The organism is Halosimplex halophilum (assembly GCF_004698125.1).
Lineage (GTDB): Archaea > Halobacteriota > Halobacteria > Halobacteriales > Haloarculaceae > Halosimplex > Halosimplex halophilum.
Window position 1 is genome coordinate 682,977 of sequence record NZ_ML214298.1, and the last position, 16,024, is coordinate 699,000.

General features: G+C 72.3%; 18 protein-coding genes. 9 read left to right on the top strand and 9 right to left on the bottom strand.

All coding sequences use genetic code 11. The features are described 5' to 3' along the window. Window positions 1-109: 109 nt before the first annotated feature. A complete protein-coding gene (locus tag E3328_RS14450; protein ID WP_135365331.1) occupies window positions 110-1,522 on the top strand; it encodes a class II fumarate hydratase in 1,413 nt (470 codons plus the stop codon). On the opposite strand, the gene E3328_RS14455 is transcribed toward E3328_RS14450, so the two are convergent. The 3 genes from E3328_RS14455 to E3328_RS14465 form a co-directional block, all read right to left on the bottom strand. Beyond that, window positions 1,500-2,423, bottom strand: a complete 924-nt coding sequence (locus E3328_RS14455; protein ID WP_135365332.1) for a hypothetical protein — start codon at window positions 2,421-2,423, stop codon at window positions 1,500-1,502. The genes E3328_RS14450 and E3328_RS14455 overlap by 23 nt on opposite strands. Window positions 2,424-2,486: 63 nt before the next feature. Next, window positions 2,487-2,666, bottom strand: coding sequence for a hypothetical protein (locus E3328_RS14460; protein ID WP_135365333.1), 180 nt, complete (start codon window positions 2,664-2,666; stop codon window positions 2,487-2,489). Next, window positions 2,663-2,860, bottom strand: coding sequence for a hypothetical protein (locus E3328_RS14465; RefSeq protein ID WP_135365334.1), 198 nt, complete (start codon window positions 2,858-2,860; stop codon window positions 2,663-2,665). The genes E3328_RS14460 and E3328_RS14465 overlap by 4 nt, the downstream gene beginning before the upstream one ends. A 174-nt stretch (window positions 2,861-3,034) precedes the next feature. Here E3328_RS14465 and gatE point away from each other — a divergent pair, with 174 nt between their 5' ends. From gatE to E3328_RS14480, 3 genes are read left to right on the top strand one after another with little or no spacing between them, the layout of a single operon-like run. Beyond that, a complete protein-coding gene (gatE, locus tag E3328_RS14470) occupies window positions 3,035-4,909 on the top strand; it encodes a Glu-tRNA(Gln) amidotransferase subunit GatE (protein ID WP_135365335.1) in 1,875 nt (624 codons plus the stop codon). Next, a complete protein-coding gene (locus tag E3328_RS14475; protein WP_135365336.1) occupies window positions 4,910-5,911 on the top strand; it encodes a hypothetical protein in 1,002 nt (333 codons plus the stop codon). Further along, window positions 5,908-6,342, top strand: coding sequence for a hypothetical protein (locus tag E3328_RS14480; RefSeq protein WP_135365337.1), 435 nt, complete (start codon window positions 5,908-5,910; stop codon window positions 6,340-6,342). The genes E3328_RS14475 and E3328_RS14480 overlap by 4 nt, the downstream gene beginning before the upstream one ends. A 40-nt stretch (window positions 6,343-6,382) precedes the next feature. On the opposite strand, the gene E3328_RS14485 is transcribed toward E3328_RS14480, so the two are convergent. From E3328_RS14485 to E3328_RS14495, 3 genes are all read right to left on the bottom strand, one after another. Further along, window positions 6,383-7,483, bottom strand: a complete 1,101-nt coding sequence (locus E3328_RS14485) for a cellulase-like family protein (protein ID WP_135365338.1) — start codon at window positions 7,481-7,483, stop codon at window positions 6,383-6,385. A 127-nt stretch (window positions 7,484-7,610) separates the two neighbouring features. Beyond that, window positions 7,611-8,432: an RNA methyltransferase gene (locus E3328_RS14490; protein WP_135365339.1), complete on the bottom strand. Its 822-nt coding sequence runs from the start codon at window positions 8,430-8,432 to the stop codon at window positions 7,611-7,613. Next, complete coding sequence (locus E3328_RS14495; RefSeq protein ID WP_135365340.1) at window positions 8,429-8,959, bottom strand: DUF8114 family protein; 531 nt, start codon at window positions 8,957-8,959, stop codon at window positions 8,429-8,431. Before E3328_RS14495 ends, E3328_RS14490 begins: the two co-directional genes overlap by 4 nt. Window positions 8,960-9,078: 119 nt before the next feature. On the opposite strand from E3328_RS14495, the gene E3328_RS14500 reads away from it, so the two are divergent. The 3 genes from E3328_RS14500 (at window position 9,079) to E3328_RS14510 (ending at window position 11,641) form a co-directional block, all read left to right on the top strand. Then, complete coding sequence (locus tag E3328_RS14500; RefSeq protein WP_135365341.1) at window positions 9,079-9,387, top strand: DUF7577 domain-containing protein; 309 nt, start codon at window positions 9,079-9,081, stop codon at window positions 9,385-9,387. Window positions 9,388-9,505: 118 nt separating this feature from the next. Further along, window positions 9,506-10,711 carry a dihydropteroate synthase gene (folP, locus tag E3328_RS14505; protein ID WP_135365342.1) on the top strand — a complete coding sequence of 402 codons (1,206 nt, stop codon included), beginning with the start codon at window positions 9,506-9,508 and terminating at the stop codon, window positions 10,709-10,711. A 126-nt stretch (window positions 10,712-10,837) separates the two neighbouring features. Continuing rightward, the gene (locus tag E3328_RS14510; protein WP_246023017.1) at window positions 10,838-11,641 is read left to right on the top strand and encodes a 6-hydroxymethylpterin diphosphokinase MptE-like protein; all 804 of its coding nucleotides are present in this window, start codon (window positions 10,838-10,840) and stop codon (window positions 11,639-11,641) included. Between the two features lie 50 nt (window positions 11,642-11,691). Here E3328_RS14510 and E3328_RS14515 read toward each other — a convergent pair whose 3' ends face one another. Next, window positions 11,692-12,114, bottom strand: a complete 423-nt coding sequence (locus tag E3328_RS14515) for a hypothetical protein (protein ID WP_135365343.1) — start codon at window positions 12,112-12,114, stop codon at window positions 11,692-11,694. A 148-nt stretch (window positions 12,115-12,262) separates the two neighbouring features. On the opposite strand from E3328_RS14515, the gene E3328_RS14520 reads away from it, so the two are divergent. Next, the gene (locus E3328_RS14520; RefSeq protein WP_246023018.1) at window positions 12,263-13,354 is read left to right on the top strand and encodes a phosphotransferase family protein; all 1,092 of its coding nucleotides are present in this window, start codon (window positions 12,263-12,265) and stop codon (window positions 13,352-13,354) included. A gap of 44 nt (window positions 13,355-13,398) precedes the next feature. Here E3328_RS14520 and E3328_RS14525 read toward each other — a convergent pair whose 3' ends face one another. Next, entirely contained in the window at window positions 13,399-13,824 is a 426-nt protein-coding gene (locus tag E3328_RS14525; protein ID WP_135365344.1) for a hypothetical protein, read from the bottom strand. 126 nt (window positions 13,825-13,950) lie between these two features. Between E3328_RS14525 and E3328_RS14530 the strand changes: the two genes are divergently transcribed. After that, complete coding sequence (locus E3328_RS14530) at window positions 13,951-15,336, top strand: FAD-binding oxidoreductase (RefSeq protein ID WP_135365345.1); 1,386 nt, start codon at window positions 13,951-13,953, stop codon at window positions 15,334-15,336. Between the two features lie 12 nt (window positions 15,337-15,348). Here the strand turns inward: E3328_RS14530 and E3328_RS14535 are convergent, their stop codons facing one another. Then, entirely contained in the window at window positions 15,349-15,984 is a 636-nt protein-coding gene (locus E3328_RS14535) for a hypothetical protein (protein WP_135365346.1), read from the bottom strand. Window positions 15,985-16,024: the final 40 nt, after the last annotated feature.

Genomic DNA, 16,024 nt, shown 5'->3' on the forward strand with positions numbered 1-16,024 from the left:
GCCTGCGTCGGGGACCGGCCGGAGTCCGGGACCGGCCGCTCGGGACAGTTCTCCCGAGTGCGTGGGAGACTTCGGTGGCTTTTACGCCTCTCGAATCGACGCTTCGACCATGTCAGACGAGGAATTCCGCACGGAGGAGGACAGCCTCGGCGAGATGCAGGTCCCGGCCGACGCCTACTGGGGCGCCCAGACCCAGCGCGCCGTCGAGAACTTCCCGATCAGCGAGGAGACGTTCGGGCGCCGCTTCGTCCGGGCGCTCGGCGTCGTCAAGAAGGCTGCGGCCCAGGCCAACGACGACCTCGGGCTGGTCGAGACCGAGAAGGCCGAGGCGATCGTGGAGGCGGCCGACGAGGTTATCGCCGGCGAACACGACGACCAGTTCCCGGTCGACGTGTTCCAGACCGGCTCGGGCACCTCCTCGAACATGAACGCCAACGAGGTCATCGCCAACCGCGCCACCGAGATCTACGGCGGCGAGATCGGTTCTCGTACTATTCACCCCAACGACCACGTCAACTACGGCCAGTCGTCCAACGACGTGATCCCGACCGCGATGCACGTCGCATCCCTCGAAGCGGTCGAGAACGACGTGCTCCCGGCGCTGTCGACGCTCGCCGACGCCCTCGGCGAGAAAGAGGACGAGTTCGACGACGTGGTCAAGACCGGCCGCACCCACCTCCAGGACGCCACCCCCATCACGCTCGGCCAGGAGTTCTCGGGCTACCGCACCCAGATCGAGAAGGGGATCGACCGCGTCGAGGGCGTCCGCGACCACCTGAGCGAACTCGCGCTGGGCGGCACCGCCGTCGGCACGGGCCTGAACACCCACCCGGAGTTCCCCGCGACGGCCGCCGAGTACATCAGCGAGGAGACGGGCATCGAGTTCCGCGAGGCCGACAACCACTTCGAGGCCCAGGCCGCCCACGACGCCATGTCCGAGGCCCACGGCGCCCTGCGGACCGTGGCCGGCTCGCTGAACAAGATCGCCAACGACCTGCGGCTGCTGGCCTCCGGTCCGCGCAACGGCCTCGGCGAGATCGACCAGCCCGAAAATCAGCCCGGCTCCTCGATCATGCCCGGGAAGATCAACCCCGTCGTGGCGGAGGCCGTGAATCAGGTCCACAAACAGGTCGTCGGCAACGACGCCGCGGTCTCCGCGGGCGCGGCGGAGGGCCAGATCGACCTCAACCTCTACAAGCCTATCCTGGCGAACAACTTCCTGCAGTCGGCGCGGCTGATTTCCAATGGCAGCGAGGTGTTCGCCGAGAAGTTCGTCGCGAAACTCGAAGCCGACCGCGAGCACTGCGAGGAGCGCGTCCAGCAGTCGATGGCGCTGGCGACCGCGCTGAACCCCGCCATCGGCTACGACAAGGCCAGCAAGGTCGCCAAACAGGCGATGGCCGAGGGCAAGACCATCAAGGAGGTCGTCGTCGCGGAGGGGTACCTGAGCGAGGCGGAGGCCGACGAGGTGCTCGACCCGGCGAAGATGACCGAGCGGGTCATCCTGGGCGACGAGGAGTAACGAGCCGACCGGTCGCGGTAGTAGTCGCGGTCCCGGCGGTGGTCGTCGGGGCGGTCGCCGCGGAGCGGTTTTCCCCGCCGACGGCGGCCCGCGCCTCGGGCAGCCAGTCGGGCGGCGAGACCGAGACGTTTCCGACCCGGCGGTAGGCGTACTCGTACTCGACGCGGGTCGGGGTCCCGCGGCGCTCGGTGGTGTAGGTGACCGAGAGCCGGCGGACGAACCCGTCGGGGGTGACGACGGCGCCGACGGAGTAGTTGGCGGCGTACTCGCCGTCGACGACGCCGGCGCCGCGGCTCTCGACCCAGTAGCGCCGCTCGCCGTCGACCCCGCCGACCGACACGGACGCGTTCCGGAGCGACAGGTACGACTGGACGCGGTTGGCGGCGACCAGCGCGAGGACCTGGCTGTCGTTCGTGGCGGGACGGGCGCGGTAGATGGGTCCGTCGGCGTCCGCCTCGCGGACGTAGCGGGTGTCGCCGTCGGCGTAGCGGTCGATCGCCGGCCGGTAAGTGAGCGTGAGCCCGGTCCAGACCACCCGCCGCGAGCGGCTCCAGCGGTAGGTGTCGCCGTCCTCCAGCCGGACCGTCCTGGTGCGGTTCCGGGCGACCGTCCAGTTACCGTCGCCGGCGGCCGTCAGCGTCCGCCGGCGCTCGGTCCAGACGTACGACCGGCCGGAGACCGCCCGGACGTGGGCGGCGGCGAGCGCGCCCGGGCTGATGGTCCCGCGTGTCATCACGCCCGGCGGGAGCGGCGAGGGCGCGGCCGTGTCCGTCGGCGCGGTCGTCGGCACCGGCGCCGGCGTCAGCGTCTCGGCGGGCCCCTCCGGGTTGCCCCCGTCGGCGACGATCGAACAGCCCGCGAGGGCGACGAGGGCGACGACGACCACCGCGCGCCCGTCCATGGCCGCGGCTACGGCCCGGACCGGCAAAACACCTCGGCGCGGGTGTCGGCTCCTCGGCCGGGCTCACCGACCGAACCGGTACACGAGACGATGCCCCACGTACGCGGTCGCCGCCCCGATCACCGCGGCCGCGAGCAGATTCCCGGGCGTGAACGGCGTCAGGCTGGCGACGACCGTCCCGGCGACCGCACCGACCGCACCGCCGACCGCGCCGGCGGTGTCGTCGTAGTCGGTTTCGCTCATTCGAACTCCCACCCGAAGTACCGATAGACCGGGTACACGGACGCGAACTGGCAGACGAGGACGAGATTGAAGAATATCATCATCTGCGGGAACTCCGCGGGGTACCCCAGCACCACGTAGATGCTGTACGCGGTCAGTATCCCCCACACCGAGGCGACGAACGTTATCAGCCGCTTCCTGATCGATTCCGGCATCGTACGGGCACGTCGGAAGTGATTCCGTGTGTGTAAATCCTTTCCGTTGACTCGTCAGCGGTTCCGTCGCGGTCGGGCGTCCCGAACGCGGGCGTCCCGGGCGATCCGATCCCGCGACCGCGGCGAACCGTCGAGACGGAGTCCTTTTTGTCCACCCGGTCGCAGACACGCCCAATGAGCGACGCCGACTACGACTACGAGGACCTGGGGCTGGTGGCAGGACTCGAAATCCACCAGCAGCTGGACACGGCGACCAAGCTGTTCTGCCCGTGTCCGACGGAGCTCAGGGAGCCGGAGGAGTCCGAGCGGACCTTCACCCGGTATCTCCACCCGACCAAGAGCGAACTCGGGGAGATCGACGAGGCCGCCCTGGAGGAGAGCATGGTCGACCGGGAGTTCGAGTACCTCTCCTACGACACCACCTGTCTCGTCGAGGAGGACGACGAGCCGCCGGGCCGCGTCGACCGCGAGGCGATGGACGTGGCCATGGAGATCGCCCAGCTGCTCGACGCCAGCGTCGTCGACCAGGTCCACGTCATGCGGAAGATCGTCGTCGACGGGTCGAACACCACGGGCTTCCAGCGGACGATGCGCGTCGCCGGCGAGGGCGCCATCGAGACCGACGAGGGCCAGGTCCGCATCGAGGACCTCATGCTAGAGGAGGAGTCCGCCCAGCGCGTCGAAGAGACCGACTCGGGGGTCCGCTACTCGCTCGACCGGCTGGGCATCCCGCTGGTGGAGATCGGGACCAAGCCGGACATCCGCTCGCCCGAGCAGGCCCGCGACGCCGCCGAGCGCATCGGGATGTTGCTGCGCTCGACCGGCCAGGTCAAGCGCGGCTTAGGTACTATTCGCCAGGACGTGAACGTCTCCATCGCCGAGGGCGCCCGCGTCGAGATCAAGGGCGTCCAGAGCCTCGACGACATCGACGACATCGTCCGCAACGAGGTCCGCCGGCAGGTCGAACTGCTCGATATCGCCGCCGAACTTGACGACCGCGACGCCGCGGTCGGCGAGCCACAGGACGTGACCGAGGTCTTCGCGGACACCGACTCGGGCGTCATCGGCGGCGCGCTCTCCGACGGCGGGAACGTCATGGCAGTCCGCCTGGCGGGGTTCGACGGGCTCGTCGGCCGGGAGATCCAGCCCGACCGGCGGCTCGGCACGGAGTTCTCGGACCACGCCAAACGGCACGGCGCCGGCGGCATCTTCCACACCGACGAACTCCCCGCCTACGGCGTGACGGACGAGGAGGTCGAGGCCCTGCGGGAGGCGGTCGACGCGGGACCGGAGGACGCGGTCGCGCTGGTCGCCGACGACCCGGAGACGACGGCACTGGCGATCGAGGCGGTCGTCGACCGGGCCGAGGTGGCGACGGACGAGGTGCCCGAGGAGACCCGCGACGCCAACGAGGACGGGACGACCCGCTACCTGCGGCCGCTGCCGGGCGCGGCGCGGATGTACCCCGAGACGGACGTGCCGCCGGTCGAACCGGACCCCAGTGAGGTCGACCAGCCCGAACTCCTCACGGAGAAGGTCGACCGCTACGAGAGCGAGTTTGGCCTCGACGCCGGCCTCGCCGAGCAGGTCGCCTACGGCGAGTACATGCCGCTGTTCGAGCGGGTCGTCGACGAGGGCGTCGACCCGACGCTGGCGGCGACGACCTTCGAGTCGACCCTGACCGAGTTGCGCCGCGACGACGTGGCCGTCGGGAACCTGACCGACGACCACCTCGCCGACGCGCTCGCGCTGGTCGACGGCGGCGAGGTCCCCCAGGAGGGGCTGGACGACCTCCTGCGGGCGCTGGCGTCCGAGCCCGGTCTCACGGCCGAGGAAGCGGTCGAGCGGGAGGACCTCGGCGGCGTCGGCGAGGACGAGGTGCGCGAGGCGGTCGTGCGCGTCGTCGAGCGCAACGCCGAACAGGTCGAGGAAGAAGGGATGGGCGCGTTCTCCGGGCTGATGGGCGAGTGCATGGGTGAACTCCGCGGGAAGGCGGACGGCGACACGGTGAGCAGCGTCCTCCGCGAGGAGATCCAGGAGCGGGCATAGATGGACGCGACCCGGCGCCGCGGGCTGGCCGCGCTCGTCGCGACGGTCCTGCTGGGAGCGGCGACGCTGGCGCTGGCGTCGGTGCCGCCGCGGCCGCTCCGGAGCGTTGTCACGCTCGTCGGGTCGCTGGGGCTGCGGGTGGCGACCGACTGGCTGGCCGTCGTCGCGCTGCTCGCGCTGGCCGAGCGGGTCGCGGCCGGCGGGGAGTCGGTGACGCGGTCGAGCGTCGCGCGGCTGACCGCGGCCGTCTTCGTCGGCGCGGTCGCCATCGAGGTGTCGCCGCTCGCGCGGCTGGTCGCCGCGCCCGACCCGGTCGCGAGCGCCGCCGTCGCCGAGGGCGCGGCGGACGCGGTCCAGAGCGGGCTGTTCGCGGCCGCCCTCGTCGCCGCGACGGCGGCGGGCGGCGCGGCGCTCCGCGAGGCGCTCGGCGACGACGCCCGGTCGGGGCTCCCCGTGGCGCCGACCGAGCGGCGGCTCCCCCGGGTCGAGCCGCGGGCGGTCGTCCGGGTCGCGCAGGTGCTCGGGGTCGCCGCGGCGCTGTGGCTGGGCGTCGAACTCGCGACGCGGCTGGCGCTGGGGGTCCCGTACTTCTGGCTGGCGGTCGCCGACGGCGCCGTGGCGGCGCTGGGCGGCGCCGTCGACTACGGCGTGCTGGCGGTCGCCGGCCTCGTCCTCGCGGTCGACGGCGCGGACGCCCGGACGGTCGTCGGCGGGACGGCCGTCGTCTGGCTGGCGCTCGTCGTCGGCGGCATCGCGGTCGCGGTCCTGAGCGCGGGGCTCGGCGTGGTGCTCGTCGGCGCGACGGCGACGCCGATGGGCGCCGTCGAGGCCGCCGGGATGGGGCTGTGGCCCGCGCCGGACTCGTGGACGCAACTGCTCGCGACCGGCACCTTCCTCGCCGGCGCGGCCGGGCTGTCGGTCGTCCAGCGGACCGTCTCCGCGTCCGGATCCGGGGGCCGCGGGCCCGAGTCGCCGGTCGACGAGTCCCGCTCGCCCCGATGAAGTCCGGCGCCCACGCCGCGATATCGCTGGTCGTCGCCGCCGGGGCGCTCGCTCTCACGACGCCGCCGATACCCGCGTGGGCGGTCGTCGCCCTCGCGCTCGCCGCCGGCGTCGGGATCGACTTCGACCACTTCCTGCTGGCGTGGTACAACACCGGGAGCCTGGCGCCGGTCCGCCGCTGTCTCCGCGACCCGCGGATCGTCGTCGCCGCGCAGGACGAGATCTTCGACGAGGGGTCGGTCGGCGCGCTGAACCGGCTGCTGAGTCACGTCGTCATCGGCGGTCTCGTCGTGCCGCCGCTGTGGCTCCGATACCCGTACGTCGCCGGCCTGGTCGCCGCCGCCCTGTACGCCCACGTCCTCGCCGACCTCGTCTCGACGGCGCGGTGGGGCGTGGTCGTCGAGCGCTCGGCGACCGACCGGGAGCGGTGACGGCGGCCTCGGCCGCCATCCCTCCCCGGACACCGGTCGGTCACAGGTCGACCCTGGCGTCTTTGATCGCGTCGGTCTGCTCGCGGTGCCACTCGGCGTCGGCCCACATCCCCTCGAACTGCGGGCCGCAGAAGTTGCTCGTCGAGATCGCCGCCCAGCGGCCGGTCTCGGCGGCCCTGCGGGCCCCGAACGCACAGACCTCCTTGATCCACGCCCAGTCGAGGCCGGGCCAGTCCTTGTAGTGGATGAGCGCCCACGACTCCGTGGTCGCGAGCGGCAGGCCCGTCTCGCGGGACCACTCCGCGGCGGCGTTGACGGCATCGCCGAGCTGTTCCTGCCAGTAGGTCGGTTCGTTGCGGTACCGGTCCTCGGCCTCGTCGACCACCCACTCGTAGTGGCCGTCGCTGTCGATGTCGCCCCCGTCGCGCTCCCAGTCGTAGTAGCGGGTGGCGTTCATCAGCCAGACGTGCGGTTCGAGCAGGTCCATCTCCGCGGCGGGCTCGCGGCCCCACGTGTCGGGGTCGACCGTCTCCGAGAGGCAGTACTCCTGGTCGGGGTATGCCTCGCGCACGCCGGCGATCGAGTCGTCGATCCACCGCCGGCCCGCCGGCGAGTCCCGCGGCGTCCGGTGGTCGTCGTCGGGGTCGTTGAAATAGGGCGCCCACTGCGGGAGCGGGAACTCGTTGCACAGATCGACCCAGCACAGCGCGTCGAGCAGCCCCGCGTCGGCGATCCGGTCCAGCGTGTCGACCCACACCGACGCGAGGTCCGCGGGCGTCCGGATACCCAGGCGCGCCTCGGTTTCGTCCTCGCGGAACCACGACGAGAGCGCGACGGCGATGTCGCGGTCGGCGCAGGCGCCGACGAACTCCGTCAGGGCGGGCGTCACCTCGACGCGGCAGGTCGCGGGCGCGCCCCAGTCGCAGGCGTCGAAAGCGGGCGGGAGCGTCCACTCCCGGTCGGGGTCCGTGGCGACGAGGTGCGGGTAGGCGTCGATCCGGACGGCGTCGTACCCCCGCTCGGCGAGCTCGTCGAGCGCGCGATTCCAGTCCTCGTAGCCGCCGCCGGGGTAGCGCCGCTCCAGCCAAGAGAAGTCCCACATCGCGATCGCCAGCGGCGAGTCGCGGCCCGCGAGCGTCATGGGATCCGGTCGACGCCGCCGCACTTAGTCGTGTCTCCGGGTCGGTCCGTCCGTCGGGCTCGGCACCGTCCGTCCACCCGGGTCGATCCGTTCGTCCACCTGGGTCGATCCGTTCGTCCGCTCGGGCTCAGTCCCGTCCGTCGTCGTCGGCTTCGAGCCGGTCGACCTTCTGGCCGGCGCGCCGGAAGACGCCCCGGAGCGTCTTCGCCTCGCGGCCGGTCGGGTGGGCGCGGCCGACGAACCGCCGCCAGAGCCGCCGCGCCTTCCCCCGCTTCTCCGCGGGGTGGTCGATGGCGTCGAGGAACTCGCCGAACTGCTCGTGGAGCCCCTCGACGGCGCGCTCGTCGGCGCGCTGGTGGTTCGACTCGGGGTGCTGGGTCTCGTCGACGGTCAGCTCCCGGAGCTCGTAGCACACGACCGTGGCGGCCTGCCCGAGGTTGAGCACGGGGTACTCGCCGGAGGCGGGGATCGAACACACCTCGTCGAGGCGGGCGATCTCCTCGTTGGTGAGCCCCACGCGCTCGCGGCCGAAGACGACGCAGGTGTCGGCGTCGACGCCCCGGAGGCTGTCGGCCAGATCGGCGGGCGTCCTGAACGGGTAGCGGGTGTGGCTGCGCTCGTCCTCGTTGGTGACGGCCGTGCAGCCGACGGTGTGGAAGTTCTCGACCAGGTAGTCGAAGGAGACCTCGCGGGCGTTCGGGAGCACGTCCTCGCGGGCGTGGCCGGCGAAGCCCCACGCCTCGCTCTCGGGACCCACGTCGGGCGGGTCGACGAGGTAGAGGTCGGTGATACCGAAGTTCTTCATCGAGCGGGCGATGGTGCCGACGTTGCCCGAGGTCTCCGCGTCGACGACCGCGACCGAGACCGAGGGGCCGCCGTCGCGGTCCGTCCCGCTCCCGTCGGTCACGTCGCCGTCGGACCCGTCGTCGGTCGCCGCGTCGTCGGTCATCCGTCGAACTCCAGGTCCGAGAGGTCCAGGTCGAGCGCGTCGAGCTCGTCGTCGTCCATCTCCTCGATCTCCTCCTCCAGGCCGGGCAGCTCCTCGTCGGGGTCGGGCGCCTCGGGCACGTCGTCGGGGTCCTCCTCGACGTGTTCGAGCTCGAACCCGTCGGGGGCGCGGCCGCCGTCGGCGAACCACTCGTGGAACCGCCCCTGGAGCTCGCGCTCGCCGGCGTAGCGCTTGCCGCCTTCCTCCTGAAACCAGTAGACGAAGTCGGCCTCGTGGTCGTCACAGAGGAGGACCTCCCCCAGCGCCTCCCCGTAGATGGCCTGGGCGGGGTTGCACCGCTGGATGTCCTCGTCGCCGTGGATCAGGTAACAGCAGTCGCAGGGCTCGCCCATCATCGCCGAGAGGCGGACGATCCGCTCGCGCGTGTCGGCGTCCATGTTGTCCAGCGGCCGGATCGTCCCGTCGTCGGCGAACACCGCCTCCTCGTCGAACCGCCAGCCGCGGAGCCCGATCGAGACCTTTCCCATGTCCCCGGGTAGACGGCCGCCCGACAAAAAGCGCCCGAGTCGACGACGACACCTGTCGACGCCGGCGCGGGACCGCGACGATCCGACAATTTATAATCACGTGGCACAGAGTGTCACGCATGGTCAGTTTCGTGACCGTCATCATGTTCGCCACGCTGGCGGCGCTGGGTCTGGGACTGGTCGCGTTCCTGGGGTCGCTGCTGGTCGGGGGCGTCGGGTCGCTGTTGCCCCAGAAGGAGGCGACGATGCCCTCCCACTACGCCAGTCTGGTCAACACGACGCCGTCGAAGTACCCGGGGTACTGCCCCGAGTGCGGGACGAACAACGACCCGGACTACACCGTCTGCCGGAACTGCTCGTCGAAGCTCCCCGAGTCGCGCTACGAGCGCGAGGAGCGGACGACGAACGCTTACTTCGACGAGCAGTAGCGGGCCGTCGCGTGCGGGGACCGATCGGAAGCCGCCGGACCGGCGGAGTCGGCGAGCCGACGGGTCTCGCCGCGGGCGCACCGCACCGTTTTTGCACCCATAGTCCTCAGCCCCGCGTATGCAGAACGTCGACGCCGCGGGGCTGGGGATCGGTGACGACCATCCGCCGCGGGTCATGGGCGTGCTCAACGTCAGCGAGGAGTCGCCCTACGACCCGAGCGTCTTCGCCGACCCCGGCGAGGCCGCGGCGTACGTCGACGACGAGCTGATCGACGAGGGGGCCGACATCGTCGACGTGGGCCTCGAATCCGCGAACAAGAAGTTCGACGTGCTCTCGGCCCAGCAAGAGCTCGACCGGCTGGACACGGCCGTCGAGACGCTCGAATCCACGTCGGGCGACGCCGTCTGGAGCATCGAGACGCGCTACGCCGAGGTCGCGGAAGCGGCGCTGGACCGGGGGTTCGACATGGTCAACGACATCGCGGGGTTCGCCGACCCGGAGATGCCCGAGGTCTGCCGGGAATACGACGTGGCCGTCGCGAAGATGGCGAGCCCGCCCGACATCACGAAACCCGGGGCCGTGCGGGCGACGCCGTGGGCCGAACGGAAGTCCGAGTCGTGGGCCGCGGAGGCCGACTACGTCGACCAGGTGTACGAGGCGCTGAAGCAGAACGGGCTGACGGACAAGACCATCGTCGACCCCGCCTTCGGCCGGTGGTCCGACGAGCAGACGATCGAGGACGACCGCGAGACGTTCCGCCGGCTGCGGGAGTTCCGCGGGCTCGGCGCGCCGACGCTCATCTCGATCAACCGGAAGACGTTCCTGCGGACGCTGGCCGACCGCTCGACGGAGGGGGCGCTGCCGGTCAGCCTCGCGGCCACGTCGATGGCCGTCGAGCGCGGCGCCCACGTGATCCGCACCCACGACGTGAGCGAGACGCGCGACGCCGCAGTCGTCGGCGACGCCTTCGCGCGCGAACGGGGCCGTAGCGGTAGCCGGGGAGCCGACGGTGGCGGCGACATCACGGTCGAGGAACTCGACGTGACCACGCCCGGGGAGGCCGCCCGGCACTTCGAACGGGCGGGTGTCGACGCCGACCCGGCGGCGGCGGTCAGCCGTCTCTACGCGGTCAGCGGCCTCGACGGGGCGGCCCGCGAGGCGCTGCGGTCGGGCGCCGCGGCGACGGACTGCCGGTTCGTCGCCGGCGACGGGGAGGGGTTTTTGTGGGGGTCGGCCGGTGCGCTCGCCGACCTGGCGGCCAGAACCGACGTGCCACGGGCGCTCGCCGGGATGCTCCCCGACGGCGGCCGGGGTGACAGGTGAGAAAACTTATACCGGATGCGCCAAAACGGAATGGTGACGGCCGAAAGGGCACCTGGGTAGGGGTACCTTGTACGTGCCATTTCGGCTAATCCGGTTTATTGGGGCGCAACGCTGGTAGTCACAGCTATGGAGTTTCACGACTGGGAACCCGTCTACACCGCGATCCTGGCCGATATGGGGTTCGACCGCGGCGGCGACGAGCGGGCCCGCGACCTGCTCGCCGACCTCGTGAGCGGCGGGGTCGGCGGGCGCGGGGGCGGCCCCGACGGATCCGCGGGCGCGTCAGACGCCGGCGGATCCGCGTCGGGCGCCGACGGGGATCCGTCCCGGCGCGGCGACGACCGGGGCGGCCCGCTCGCGCCTTCGGACCTCGAGTTCACCGGCGAGGCGGTCGCGGTCGTCGGCGCGGGGCCGTCGCTCGGCGACGAACTGGACACCGTCCGGGCGGCCGACGCGGTCGTCGCGGCCTCCGACGCGGCCGCCGTCGTGCGGGAGGCCGGACTGGCCGTCGACTGCATGGTCACCGACCTGGACGAGGCGGGCGACGTGGCCAGGGAGCTGACCGCCGAGGGGACGCCCGTGGCGGTCCACGCCCACGGCGACAACCGCCCGGCGCTGCGCGAGCGGGTCCCCCGCCTCGCGGTCGAGCGGGTGTTGCCGACGACCCAGGCCGCCCCCGCCGGCCCCGTCGTCAACACGGGCGGGTTCACCGACGGCGACCGGGCGGCGTTCCTCGCGGACCACTGCGGCGCCGACGCCCTGGTCTTCGCCGGCTGGGACTTCGACGACCCCGACGTGGGCCCGCTGAAGGCGCGGAAACTCGACTGGGCCGAGCGGCTGCTCCGGTGGCTGGAACTGCGGCGCGGCGAGCGGTTCGCGGTGCTGGACGGTCGGCGGGAGGGCATCGACGAGTCCGTGCTGCCGGTGTGAATCGCCCCGGGAGCGGTCGGTCGTCGAGACGGCCCGTCGGACTCCGGTTCCTACTCGGACCGGGGCCGTTCCACCGGACGACCGGTGTCCCCGTGACCGACGACCCGACGCGCGACGACCCAGGCCCCGAACCCGACGATGCCGAGGACGGCGGCGTCCGCGACCGCCTGCGGGAGCGCGTGCTCCACCGGCGTCCTGAACCCGACCCCGGTCGCCCGGGCCCGGACGTAGTACGCGGGAAACAGCAGCGCGAAGTCGACTGCGAGGACGGCTCCGGCCCCGAAGCGGAGCGCCAGCAGTGCGACGGAGACTGCGACCAGGAGGGCCTGCACGGCGACGCCGATGTACCACGGCCCGGGGTTCGGGAGGGTCGCTCCGAGGAGTGCGGAACACGCCGCGCCGAGGGCGACACCGGCGACCAGCCAGCGCCGTCCGTAGAGCGGGTCCGTCCCGAGGATCGCCCGCCGGTTCATCTTCGCCGTCCCCTGCTCGTCGTCGTTCCGTAGTTCCTGGGTTCCGGTGCCCCGTGTGGTCCCTTCGACGCGCCCGGCGATCCGTGTCCCTCGTTCACACCCGTCGTGCGACCGCAAACCTTCTGTCGGTCCCCGGGCGAGTGACGGTGTGACCGCCGACCCCGTCTCGCCGACCCGGGTGTCCGACGAGGCGGTCCGCGGGATGGTCGCCGCGATCCGGCCCGAGTGGGCGGTCGAGTCCATCGAGCGGAGCCCCCACGGGACGGACTTCGTGGCGACGCTCGACGTGCGGACGCCCGAGGGCCCCAGGAGCGTCGTCCTGAAGGCGACCACCGCCGACCTCGTCGACCCGCCGGTCGCCCGCTCGGAGCCGCGGCTGTTCGAGCTCGTCGGGCGGGAGACGACGATCCCGGTCCCGCGGGTCTACGGCTACTGCGACGCCCACGAGGCGTTCCCCGCGCCGTTCTACCTCGCCGAGCACGTCGAGGGCGCGAACCTGGAGGACGACCCCGGCCGTCTCGGCCCGGCGGCCCGCGAGCGGGTGGTCCGGGCGGCCGGCCGAAACCTCGCCGAACTGCACGAACTGGGTCCGCTCCCGGCGGTCGGGAGCGTCGGCGTCGCCGACGGCGAGCTGACGGTGCTCGACACCGACGACCACCCGCGGGCCGAGGACTTCCGGGAGCGCCTGCTCGAAGACTACGAGGGCACGCTCGACGCGCTCGCCGACGGCGGTTACTTCCCGGAACTGGCGGACGACCCCGAGCGGTTCGCCGACCTCGTCCCGGCTGTCCGCGAGCACCTGCGCGATGCGATCCCCGCGCTCCCCGAACCGGACCCGCCGACGTACAACCACTGGGACTACCGCTACGGCAACCTCCTGGTCGACCCCGGGACGGGGGAGACGAAGGCGGTGCTCGACTGGGCGAACCTCTCGGCAGCCGAACCCGCGTACAACCTCGCCAAGGTCGAGTTCCACCTGCTGAAGCCGGTCCGCGACGACCCCGAGCGGACGGCCGAACTGCGCGAGGCGTTCCGGTCGGCCTACTCGGAGGACCGAGGGGACTGGTCGTTCGACGAGGCGACGCTGGAGCGGATGGCCGTCTACCGGCTGGTCGACCGGCTGGACGCGATGGCGTGTCTCCCGCTGTGGTACGAGGACGCCACGCCCGCCGAGCGCGACGAGCGGGCGGCCGAACACCGGGCGTTCCTCGCCGAGCGCGTGCCCGGTGTGGACTCCTGAGCGGTCGGCAGCGGAGCGGCGACGCGTCCCAGTGGCCCAACTTCCTACTCCGAGCGAAGCCGTCCGGTCAGTCGGGCCAGCGCCGCGGGACCGACGACTCGACGCGCGACGAGCCAGAGGGCGACCCCGACGAGACCGAGTAGCGCGGCGTCCACGGCCGCCTGCGGGAGCGCGTGCTCCATCGGCGTCCTGAACCCGATGCCGACCGACTGCGCGCGGACGTAGTACGCCGGGAACAGCAGCGCGAAGTCGACGAGGAGGACGACCCCGACGCCGAAGCCCAGCGCCAGCAGTGCCACCGAGACCGCGACCAGGCCGACCTGCGCGGCACCGCCGACGTACCACGGCCCGGGGTTCGGGAGGGCCGCTCCGAGGAGGGCGGAACACGCGGCGCCGAGCGCCACGGCGACGGCTAGCCAGCGTCGCTGGTAGCGCGGATCTCGTCCGACGAGCATTCGGGCCGCGTCCATGGTCTCGCCCGTCCGTTCGCTCGGCCGGCCCCTAACGTTTGGGCACCTCCTCTCGGCCGTCGAGGTGCCCCGTCGCCGGGCTCCGCTGCCGACGGAGCTAAATCCCGGCGGCCCCGCACCTCGCCCATGACCGACCTCGACTTTCTCCGCGAGGCCGTCGGGCCCGACCGGGTGTCGACGGACGAGTACGCCCGCGACGAGCACGCCGGCGACTGGGGCACCCACCCCGAGGACGAGGTCCGCCCCGACGCCGTCGTCTGGCCGGAAAGTACCGAAGAGGTGTCGGCGGTCCTCGCCGGCGCCCACGAACGCGGCATCCCCGTCACCCCCTACGCCGCCGGCACCGGTCTGGAGGGCAACGCGGTTCCTGCCCACGAGGGTATAAGCATGGATACGACCCGGATGGACGCGATCCTGGACGTTCGGCCCGACGATCTCCAGGTCGACGTGGAGCCGGGCGTGCTGGGCAGCGCGGTCGACGAGGCGGCCGCCGAGCACGGGCTGACCTTCCCGCCGCTGCCTTCCTCCGGCGACATCTCGACGGTCGGCGGGATGATCGCGACCGACGCGAGCGGGATGCAGGCGGTGAAGTACGGCGTCGTCGGCGACTGGGTGCTCGAACTCGAAGCCGTGCTCGCCGACGGGACGGTCGTAACGGCGGGCAGCGGGGCCGTCAAGTCCTCGGCGGGCTACAACCTGAAGGACCTGCTCGTCGGCAGCGAGGGCACGCTGGCGGTGATCACGCGAGCGACGCTTGAACTCGCCGGGCGGCCCCAGCAGGTCCGGGGCGGCCGGGCGGTGTTCGAGACGTTCGACGACGCCGCCGGCGCCATCGCCGACGCCGTCCAGTCGGGCGTCGACGTGGCGAAGATCGAGCTGATGGGCTCGTTCGCGGCCGAGGTCGCCAACGAGTACGTCGGGACCGACCTCCCCGACGCTCCGATGGTCTTCGTCGAGTTCCACGCCGACCACGGGGTCGACGAGGAGATCGACTTCTGCCGGACGGTCTTCGCCGACTACGACCCCGTCTCCTTCGAGATCGCGGCCGACGCGGAGATGGCCGAGCTGTGGGAACTCCGGCGGGAGATGGCCTACGCGCTGGACGAGTACCGCGAGAATCTCCGGCCGCTCCACCCCGGCGACGTGACGGTCCCGATCGGGTCGTTCCCGGAGATCGTCCGCCGCGCCCGCCGGGAGGCCGACGAGCGGGAGCTCCCGATGGCCTGCTACGGCCACGCCGGCGACGGCAACCTCCACTACGAGATCCTCGTCGACCCCGACGACGAGGCGATGGTCGAGCGCGGCGAGGCGGCCTACGCGGCCGTCGTCGAGGCGGCCATCGACCTCGGCGGCACCGCGACCGGCGAGCACGGCGTCGGCCTCGGCAAGCGGCAGTTCATGGAGCGCGAACACGGCGCGGAGTCCGTCGCGGCGATGCGCTCGGTCAAGGACGCCCTCGACCCCGACGGGATCCTGAACCCCGGGAAGGTCTTCCCGGACGACTCCGACTGAGCGCGGCGGGTCTCAGCGGCCACCGTCGCTCCGGGTCGCGGCGTCGTACAGCGCGAGCGCACCCAGCGGGAAGGCGAGCAGGCCGAACCCCGCGGTGGCGGCGCGTCCGAGTCGCGAGTCGCGGGGCGCGAGCCAGCCGCCGAGACCGAGCAGGACGGTCCCGACGGTGACCGCGCTCCACAGCGGCGCGTAGGTCTGACAGTAGACGTAACAGACCGCCGTAACGGCGGGCTCCCACGGCGTGGGTGTCGGCTGCGGGAAGACGAGCGCGCAGTAGGCGTGGAAGCCGAGCGCCACGAGCGCCGGGACGGCCACGAGGACCGCTCGCCGGGCCCGCTCGCTCGTCAGCGACGCCCGTTCCGCCGCCCGGAGGATCGCGAGCGGGAACGTGAACTCCCACAGCCAGAGGCCGAGCGTGTAGCTGGCGGGATAGTGGCCGAGCGTCGGCTGGTCGGGCAGCGGCGCCGCCGGGAGCGACGCCCACGGGTAGTACGGCATCGGCACCGGATCGGTGAGGAAGGCCAGCCCGACGAGGAGGTTCGCCAGGACGAAGCCGACGGTTCCGACCCCGGCCGCGCGGCGGACCGACGGTGGGAACGCTTCGCCCGCCCCGGTGCGGCCAGTTCGGAGTGGAACGGTCCCGGACACGCCTGTTTCTTCGCCCCCCTGATTTTCCGCGATTTCGGTT

Coding starts and splice junctions, on each gene's coding strand:
- E3328_RS14450 (WP_135365331.1), top strand. CDS start 110: ATGTCAGACGAGGAATTCCGCACGGAGGAGGACAGCCTCGGCGAGATG.
- E3328_RS14455 (WP_135365332.1), bottom strand. CDS start 2,423: ATGGACGGGCGCGCGGTGGTCGTCGTCGCCCTCGTCGCCCTCGCGGGC.
- E3328_RS14460 (WP_135365333.1), bottom strand. CDS start 2,666: ATGAGCGAAACCGACTACGACGACACCGCCGGCGCGGTCGGCGGTGCG.
- E3328_RS14465 (WP_135365334.1), bottom strand. CDS start 2,860: ATGCCGGAATCGATCAGGAAGCGGCTGATAACGTTCGTCGCCTCGGTG.
- gatE (WP_135365335.1), top strand. CDS start 3,035: ATGAGCGACGCCGACTACGACTACGAGGACCTGGGGCTGGTGGCAGGA.
- E3328_RS14475 (WP_135365336.1), top strand. CDS start 4,910: ATGGACGCGACCCGGCGCCGCGGGCTGGCCGCGCTCGTCGCGACGGTC.
- E3328_RS14480 (WP_135365337.1), top strand. CDS start 5,908: ATGAAGTCCGGCGCCCACGCCGCGATATCGCTGGTCGTCGCCGCCGGG.
- E3328_RS14485 (WP_135365338.1), bottom strand. CDS start 7,483: ATGACGCTCGCGGGCCGCGACTCGCCGCTGGCGATCGCGATGTGGGAC.
- E3328_RS14490 (WP_135365339.1), bottom strand. CDS start 8,432: ATGACCGACGACGCGGCGACCGACGACGGGTCCGACGGCGACGTGACC.
- E3328_RS14495 (WP_135365340.1), bottom strand. CDS start 8,959: ATGGGAAAGGTCTCGATCGGGCTCCGCGGCTGGCGGTTCGACGAGGAG.
- E3328_RS14500 (WP_135365341.1), top strand. CDS start 9,079: ATGGTCAGTTTCGTGACCGTCATCATGTTCGCCACGCTGGCGGCGCTG.
- folP (WP_135365342.1), top strand. CDS start 9,506: ATGCAGAACGTCGACGCCGCGGGGCTGGGGATCGGTGACGACCATCCG.
- E3328_RS14510 (WP_246023017.1), top strand. CDS start 10,838: ATGGAGTTTCACGACTGGGAACCCGTCTACACCGCGATCCTGGCCGAT.
- E3328_RS14515 (WP_135365343.1), bottom strand. CDS start 12,114: ATGAACCGGCGGGCGATCCTCGGGACGGACCCGCTCTACGGACGGCGC.
- E3328_RS14525 (WP_135365344.1), bottom strand. CDS start 13,824: ATGGACGCGGCCCGAATGCTCGTCGGACGAGATCCGCGCTACCAGCGA.
- E3328_RS14530 (WP_135365345.1), top strand. CDS start 13,951: ATGACCGACCTCGACTTTCTCCGCGAGGCCGTCGGGCCCGACCGGGTG.